The 7,602-nt window shown below is 42.6% G+C and carries 9 protein-coding genes; 6 read left to right on the top strand and 3 right to left on the bottom strand.

Translation table 11 applies throughout. The annotated features are described in order from the left end of the window. Window positions 1-94: 94 nt before the first annotated feature. Genes QRD39_RS04970 through QRD39_RS04960 form a run of 3 tightly spaced genes read right to left on the bottom strand, consistent with a single transcriptional unit; the run spans window position 95 to window position 1,949 of the window. Complete coding sequence (locus tag QRD39_RS04970) at window positions 95-910, bottom strand: TIGR03943 family putative permease subunit (protein WP_285955854.1); 816 nt, start codon at window positions 908-910, stop codon at window positions 95-97. Further along, a complete protein-coding gene (locus QRD39_RS04965; RefSeq protein WP_285955853.1) occupies window positions 910-1,812 on the bottom strand; it encodes a permease in 903 nt (300 codons plus the stop codon). Before QRD39_RS04965 ends, QRD39_RS04970 begins: the two co-directional genes overlap by 1 nt. Window positions 1,813-1,817: 5 nt before the next feature. After that, on the bottom strand, window positions 1,818-1,949 hold the full coding sequence (locus QRD39_RS04960; RefSeq protein WP_002885949.1) for an SPJ_0845 family protein: 132 nt from the start codon (window positions 1,947-1,949) through the stop codon (window positions 1,818-1,820). A 392-nt stretch (window positions 1,950-2,341) separates the two neighbouring features. On the opposite strand from QRD39_RS04960, the gene QRD39_RS04955 reads away from it, so the two are divergent. The 6 genes from QRD39_RS04955 to QRD39_RS04930 all read left to right on the top strand — a co-directional run bounded on the left by QRD39_RS04955 (window position 2,342) and on the right by QRD39_RS04930 (window position 7,591). Next, window positions 2,342-4,474, top strand: a complete 2,133-nt coding sequence (locus tag QRD39_RS04955) for a Tex family protein (protein ID WP_285955852.1) — start codon at window positions 2,342-2,344, stop codon at window positions 4,472-4,474. Beyond that, window positions 4,461-4,901, top strand: a complete 441-nt coding sequence (locus tag QRD39_RS04950; protein ID WP_285955851.1) for a SprT family protein — start codon at window positions 4,461-4,463, stop codon at window positions 4,899-4,901. The genes QRD39_RS04955 and QRD39_RS04950 overlap by 14 nt, the downstream gene beginning before the upstream one ends. Before the next feature lie 65 nt (window positions 4,902-4,966). After that, window positions 4,967-5,230, top strand: a complete 264-nt coding sequence (locus tag QRD39_RS04945) for a PspC domain-containing protein (RefSeq protein WP_002888760.1) — start codon at window positions 4,967-4,969, stop codon at window positions 5,228-5,230. Window positions 5,231-5,360: 130 nt separating this feature from the next. After that, window positions 5,361-6,290 carry an HPr(Ser) kinase/phosphatase gene (gene hprK / locus QRD39_RS04940; RefSeq protein WP_285955850.1) on the top strand — a complete coding sequence of 310 codons (930 nt, stop codon included), beginning with the start codon at window positions 5,361-5,363 and terminating at the stop codon, window positions 6,288-6,290. Next, window positions 6,290-7,081 (top strand): prolipoprotein diacylglyceryl transferase, encoded by a 792-nt coding sequence (gene lgt / locus QRD39_RS04935; protein WP_285955849.1) that lies wholly within the window; start codon window positions 6,290-6,292, stop codon window positions 7,079-7,081. Before hprK ends, lgt begins: the two co-directional genes overlap by 1 nt. A 111-nt stretch (window positions 7,082-7,192) precedes the next feature. Further along, the gene (locus QRD39_RS04930) at window positions 7,193-7,591 is read left to right on the top strand and encodes a DUF948 domain-containing protein (protein ID WP_002888763.1); all 399 of its coding nucleotides are present in this window, start codon (window positions 7,193-7,195) and stop codon (window positions 7,589-7,591) included. The last annotated feature ends 11 nt before the right edge of the window (window positions 7,592-7,602 follow it).

The raw sequence follows: 7,602 nt of genomic DNA, 5'->3' as shown, positions 1-7,602 counted from the left end.
CAGACTGCTTAACCCAAAGCAACCTGGTTCCTCACATTTTATTTATTTCAATTGTCTACTTGACACGGTACGTATCAAACTGAACTTGGCTTTTTTAAAATACACGATAAACATAAGGATTGTCGGGCTGACTGACCTCTTTAACCTCAGTCAGGTTAAGGATAGGGAGGGTCTGTTTGAGATTTTTATAGTAATTCACAGAAATGGTACCTGTGACTGTTACCCAGGCATTATCCTTAAAGGTTTGATTGCTTCCGGTCGTTGCCAATCCGTAAACGCCTGAGTCGGCGATACAGTGGATGATACCGAAACGGAAGATAAACTGATAGCCCTTGGTTTGTGGGTCATTGTAGACAAAGCCTGTATAGCTGACCTTCTTACCTACGAAATCGTCAGGATAGAGGTAGATGAGCTCCATAACTTCCATGTAATTTTCCGTGGTAATGTGGATGGTCTCACGTCCCTTATACTTGGCGAGTTCCTTGGTCATTTCTTTCTCATAAGCTGAGGAGGTGAAGTAGGAACTGGTGTCAGGCTTCAAGTACTGAATGGTCGTTCCCTCTTGGTCGGCCTGATTAGGATTACTTCCTGCCGCCAGTGGAAAATGATAGCCTTTTGCTGAGACAGTAGTTGCATCCAGTGTTACGGTTGGCACCAAAAGGCCAGTGAGGACTGGAAAGGCCAAGAAGGCGATACTGGCTACCTTAGCTACTCGGCCAGACAGATGCGAGTGAACCTTTATCTGCTTCATCCAAACAATGAGTTGAACCACCGCAAGGATAAAGGAAAGAATCATAGAAATGTAGGCCAAGTAGGAGTAGTGGATATTAATGTACTGGTTGAGCTTGCCAGAAACTTGCAAGTACATGACCAGCTCAAAATACCCAGACAAGATGAGAAAACGTAACATTAAATCACCCCCAATACCAAACAGTAAATCACTGTCACCAGACCCGCTGTTCCAACAAAGAGTCCAACAAAGCGTGTCTTAAACTGGTGTTTCATCATTATGAGGTTTTTAATGTCAACCATAGGCCCGATAATGAGGAAGGCCACCGTTGGAGCCACTCCAAAACTAGAGAGTAGCGAAGCTCCGATAAAGGCATCCGCCTCCGAACAAAGCGAGAGAATAAAGGCCAAAAGCATCATGATAAGGATAGCTGTCACCGAATTATGCCCGATGCTTGTTAGGATACGGGTTGGTAGGTAGGTCTGCATACTTGCGGCCACCAGGCTCCCGAAAATCAGGTAACGCCCAGTGTCGAAAAATTCATCTACAGCATGAACCAAGGCCTGAAAGATTTTCTTGCCAGCTGACAAGTCACTATAATCATGAACATGATTGACCTTGCGATTATCCTTGAGAATCTGGTCATCCACCACGAAGCCAAGCAAGATTCCCAAAATCATGGCGACCAAGAAAGCTCCGATAAAGCGTAAAAGGACGTAGTACCAAGAGTTCCCAAAGGCCGTGTAGGTCGCAAAGAGAACGACTGGATTAATGATAGGAGCCGTTGCCATAAACGGAATGGCCGTATAACTAGGCACTTTTTTCTCTAAAAAGCGCGTGATAATAGGAACAATCCCACATTCACATGAGGGAAAGATGAAACCAACCAGAGTCCCAAAGAGAATTGCCAAGACCTTGTTTTCGGGTAAGAAGTTTTGGACCTTCTCAGGCGTCACAAAGATTTCGATAAAGCCTGATAGGATACTTCCCAACAAGACAAAGGGCAAGGCTTCAATAATAATAGATAGAAAAACTGCCAGAAGCTGCAAAACGCTATCTGGTAGTTGATGGAAAATAGCCATAAATTCTATTTCTTCTTATCTTCTTGAAGACGTTTGTCCTTCTTAGGATCCGTTCCCGCCTTTTCAAAATCAGGGATAGCTGCAAAAGACGCCATCATGCTTTCAAGTTCATTTGTTTTTTTCTGAATAACTGCCATAAAAAGCCTCCGAGTTTAAATAAGATACTAAGGGCGTTATTTCTAAGAGAAAATTAGGGCATCAGACGAAGAAGCTCTGCTTCTAGGAGGATGCATCTATTTTCCGCAAGAAATAGCCCGAGTTCAGTTGCAATAAGATACTAAGGATGTTATTTCTAAGAGAAAATTAGGGCATCAGACGAAGAAGCTTAGCTTCTAGGAAGATGCATCTATTTTCCGCAAGAAATAGCCCGAGTTCAGTTGCAAAAGATACTAAGGGCGTTATTTCTATGAGAAATAGCCCCAAACAATAGGTTCACCCTTCTATTATACTACCTCTTGCTTAAAAATTCTCGCTTCAGCTACAATGTTTTCTCCCCAAGCAAATCTCCTATCGTGGTATAATAGAGTTTATGGAAAATCGTAATTTTGAAACATTGGCTCAGGAATTGGGCCTGAAAAAACAACAAGTTGAAACCGTTTTGGAATTGACTGCAGAAGGCAATACCATTCCCTTTATTGCCCGTTACCGTAAGGAAAAAACAGGCAATCTTGATGAAACGCAAATCAAGGCCATTATTGATATGGACAAGTCTTTGACGGCTCTTTTGGACCGCAAGGAAACGGTTCTGGCTAAGATTGAGGCTCAGGGCAAATTGACCGACCAACTCAGATCAGCCATCGAAGCCGCTGAAAAATTGGCGGATGTGGAAGAACTCTACCTTCCCTATAAAGAAAAACGCCGTACCAAGGCAACCATTGCCCGTGAAGCAGGTCTTTTTCCGTTGGCTCGTCTTATCTTGCAAAATAGTCCCAACCTCCAAGCTGAAGCTGAAAAGCTAACATCTGAGGCCTTTCCAACGGCTGACAAGGCACTTGTGGGTGCTGTGGATATTTTAGTTGAGGCCTTTTCTGAGGACAATAGTCTTCGTTCTTGGACCTACAATGAAATCTGGAAAAACAGTGACATCACATCGACCCTCAAGGATCAATCTCTGGATGAAAAAGAAATCTTCAAGATTTACTACGATTTTGAGGATAAGGTGTCTAAGCTCCAAGGTTACCGTACTTTGGCCCTTAACCGTGGTGAAAAACTAGGCGTTATCAAGGTAAGCTTTAAGCACAATCTTGAGAAAATGCACCGTTTTTACAGTGTCCGTTTCAAACAAAAAAATGATTATATCGAGGAAGTCATCAACCAATCTCTCAAGAAGAAAATTATTCCAGCCATGGAGCGCCGTATCCGTAGTGAGTTGACTGAAGCCGCAGAAGATGGAGCTATTAATCTCTTCTCTGACAATCTTCGAAACCTTCTTCTAGTGTCACCACTGAAAGGCAAGATGGTGCTTGGTTTTGACCCAGCCTTCCGTACAGGAGCTAAGTTGGCCGTGGTTGACCAAACAGGAAAACTCATTACGACGCAAGTTATTTATCCAGTAGCTCCAGCTAGTCAGGCTAAGATTGCCCAAGCTAAGAAAGACTTGGCTGACCTCGTTAAAAAGCATGCCATTGAGATTATTGCTATCGGAAACGGAACAGCAAGTCGTGAAAGTGAAGCCTTTGTGGCAGAAGTCCTCAAAGATTTCCCAGAGACTTCTTATGTTATTGTCAATGAAAGTGGTGCTTCTGTCTACTCTGCGTCAGAGTTGGCCCGTCATGAGTTTCCAGATTTGACGGTTGAAAAACGTTCGGCCATTTCTATCGCCCGTCGTCTTCAAGATCCATTGGCTGAGTTGGTTAAGATTGACCCTAAATCAATTGGAGTAGGCCAATACCAGCATGATGTTAGTCAGAAGAAACTCTCTGAAAATCTTGATTTCGTCGTTGATACCGTGGTTAACCAAGTCGGTGTTAATGTCAATACGGCAAGTAGTACCCTCTTGTCACACGTCTCAGGACTCAACAAGACCATCTCTGAAAATATCGTCGCCTACCGTGAGGAAAATGGTGCGATTACATCCCGTGCTGAAATCAAGAAGGTCCCACGTCTTGGTGCTAAAGCATTTGAACAGGCAGCCGGTTTCCTCCGTATTCCAAACGCAAAAAATATCTTGGATAATACGGGAGTCCACCCAGAGTCTTATCCAGCAGTGAAAGCCCTCTTTAAGCAGTTGAATATCACAAATTTGGACGACTCTGCCAAGGCAAAATTGAAGGCCCTCAATCTTAAAGAAACAGCAGAAGAGCTAGGACTTGGTCAGGAAACCCTCAAAGATATCATTGCTGACCTTTTGAAACCAGGTCGTGACCTCCGTGACGATTTTGAAGCACCGGTGCTTCGTCAGGATGTTCTTGAGCTCAAAGACTTGTCTGTGGGACAAAAGCTCGAAGGAACAGTGCGTAATGTTGTGGATTTTGGTGCCTTTGTGGATATCGGTGTCCATGAGGATGGCCTTATCCACATTTCTGAGATGAGCAAGAACTTTGTTAACCATCCAAGTCAAGTCGTTTCTGTCGGAGACTTGGTTACTGTTTGGGTGTCAAAAATTGATCTGGAACATGAAAAGCTTAATCTTTCCTTGGTGAATCCACGTGAATCTAACTGATTATGTCAAGACCGTTTCTATTGAAGATTTCGGCTGGGAATTTAAGCATCAGGCCTTGTGGAACAAGCGCCTCCGGACCACTGGAGGGCGATTTTTTCCTAAGGATGGCCACTTAGATTTTAACCCAAAACTTTATGAGGAACACGACCTTGAAACCTTTCGAAAAATCGTTCGTCACGAACTCTGTCATTACCACCTTTATTTTCAAAAGAAGGGCTACAAGCATGGAGATAGAGATTTTAAGGAGTTACTAGCTAAGGTTGATGGCCTTAGATATGCACCCAAGATGCAAAGTCAGAATGAAACATATTATGTCTATCAGTGTCAATCTTGTGGTCATACTTACCGTCGCAAACGCCGTGTCAATACGCAGAAATTTGGCTGCGGTCTATGCCGAGGTAGGCTCATTTTTCTAAATCAGTCCTAGGGCTGATTTTTTTAGTCTAAAAAAATCATATAATTAAATCAAAGAAGTGATGGGAGAAAAAGACCATGTCAAATCGTTTTTATAAGACACGAAAAAATAGACTAGTTGCCGGTGTTGTTGCAGGTTTGGCAGACAAGTTCGGTTGGGATTTGGCCTTGGCTCGTGTCTTGGCTGTTATTCTCATGATATCGACTCAGTTTGGCATCGTTTTGTATGTGGTTTTAGCTTTTCTTCTCCCTTATAAAGAAGATATTTATCCTGAAATCAAACTCAAAGATGGACGCAAGCGCAAAAATGCCGAACCCGTTGAAGATGAGTGGAACTGGTAAGATTTATAGTTAAAATAAAGTGGCCTGTGCTAGGACTTTGGTGCCTATCATAGGTCTTTTTTGGTTTGAAGGCCGCATTGAAAGCCTTTTTATGTTACAATAAAACTAATAAAAAATCGGAGGAAATCACATGACAGTAACCGTTAAAATGTTGGTTGATAAGGTTAAACTCAAGGTTATTTATGGTACCAAAGAGCTATTAGAAAAACCAATTACAACCGCTGATATCTCTCGTCCAGGGTTAGAAATGACGGGTTATTTTGACTACTATTCGCCAGAACGAATCCAATTGGTTGGGATGAAGGAGTGGTCTTACCTTAATACTATGACTGACTATAACCGTTACTCAGTCTTCAGTACTATGTTCAAAAAGGAAACGCCAGCTATTATCGTAGCACGTGGGCTTGAAATTCCTAAGGAAATGCTTCGAGCTGCCAAGGAAAATGGCGTTGTTGTGCTCCAAGGCCATAACGGAACATCAACACTTTCTGGTGAGATGTCTTGGTACCTCAATGCACAGTTGGCTGAACGTACCAGTGTTCATGGTGTCTTAGTAGATATCTACGGAATGGGCGTACTTATTCAAGGTGACTCTGGTATCGGTAAGAGTGAGACAGGGCTTGAGTTGGTTAAACGTGGTCACCGTTTGGTTGCGGATGACCGTGTAGATGTTTATGCCAAGGATGAGGAAACCCTCTGGGGTGAGCCAGCCGAGATTCTTCGCCACCTTCTTGAAATTCGTGGTGTTGGGATTATTGATGTCATGAGCCTCTACGGAGCAAGTGCTGTTCGTAATTCTTCTCAAGTTCAGTTGGCTATCTACCTTGAAAACTTTGAAAAAGGTAAGATTTTTGACCGACTCGGAAATGGCAATGAAGAGATTGAATTGCAAGGGGTTAAGATTCCATGCGTTCGCATTCCAGTTAAAACCGGTCGTAACGTGTCTATTGTTATCGAAGCTGCAGCCATGAACTATCGTGCCAAACAGATGGGATTTGATGCGACTAAAACCTTCGAAGACCGCTTAACAAAACTCATTAGTGAGAACGGAGAAAAGTGATGTTAGCAACTATTGATCCAATTGCCCTAAAGTTTGGTCCCATCAGCATTCATTGGTATGCTATCTGTATTGTATCTGGTCTTTTACTTGCTGTTTATCTAGCCCAGCGTTGGGCTCCCGAAAAAGGGATAGATCCTGAAAATATCTTAGATTTCATTCTCCTTGCTTTTCCAATAGCCATTATCGGTGCACGATTCTATTATGTGATCTTCCAGTGGTCTTATTACAGCCAAAATCCATCGGAAATTCTCGCTATTTGGAATGGTGGGATTGCCATCTATGGAGGTTTGATTGCCGGAGCGGCTGTCCTTTATTGGTTTGCTAAGCGCCATGCCATTGCTGTTTTAGACTTTTTGGATATTACGGTACCTGGCGTTATGATTGCTCAGAGTATCGGACGTTGGGGAAACTTTATTAATCAGGAAGCCTATGGGAAGGCAGTTAGTCATCTCAACTATGTTCCCGAATGGATTCGTCAACAGATGTATATTGAAGGCAGTTATCGTGTTCCCACTTTCCTTTACGAGAGTCTTTGGAATTTACTAGGCTTTCTTATTATTATGGGACTGCGACGTTTTAAAAAGGGACTACGACAGGGAGATTCGACCTCATTCTATCTTATCTGGTATGGTATTGGACGTTTTGTGATTGAGGGAATGCGTACGGATAGCCTCATGTTCGCTGGCTTGCGTGTTTCCCAATGGGTCAGCATCGCCATTCTTATCTTGGGAATAGTCTTGCTCTATTTCCGCAAGCAACGCCCCGAAGCAGATTATAAAATGAAAAACTAGTCATACCACTCAGACTTTGTTATAATATAATGAAATTTATCATAATGAATGTCAAAAAAAGCTGGAAATTTAATTCAGTTTTTCTTTAAAAGGTAAAAAGGAGTCCAAAAAATGGCAGAAATTGCATTTCTTATTATCGCAATCGCTCTTGCAGCCTTCTTAGTTGCATTGATTCCAACACTACTTCGTACACGTCATGTGGTCAAAGAAGTTGAAGAAACGGTTGCTGTTCTACGCACAGATATTAATGTCACACTTCATCAGACTAATGAAATCTTGGCTAAAGCTAATGTTTTGGTCGAAGATGTCAACGAAAAAGTTCAAACCATTGATCCACTCTTTGTGGCAGTAGCTGAGCTTTCTGAAAGTGTTTCTGATTTGAATACTGAAGCCCGTTACCTTGGTGCTAAGGCAAGCGCTGCAGGTGCAAGTGTTGGTAAAGCTGGTTCAGCCTACGCTGTTGGTAAGATAGCCTCAAAACTATTTCGTAAAAAAGACAAGAAAAAATAAGGAGGTCTTTT

The organism is Streptococcus raffinosi (assembly GCF_030284685.1).
GTDB classification, from domain to species: domain Bacteria; phylum Bacillota; class Bacilli; order Lactobacillales; family Streptococcaceae; genus Streptococcus; species Streptococcus raffinosi.
Note: the sequence above shows the minus strand (reverse complement) of the source record. Positions and strands in the feature narration are given on the sequence as shown.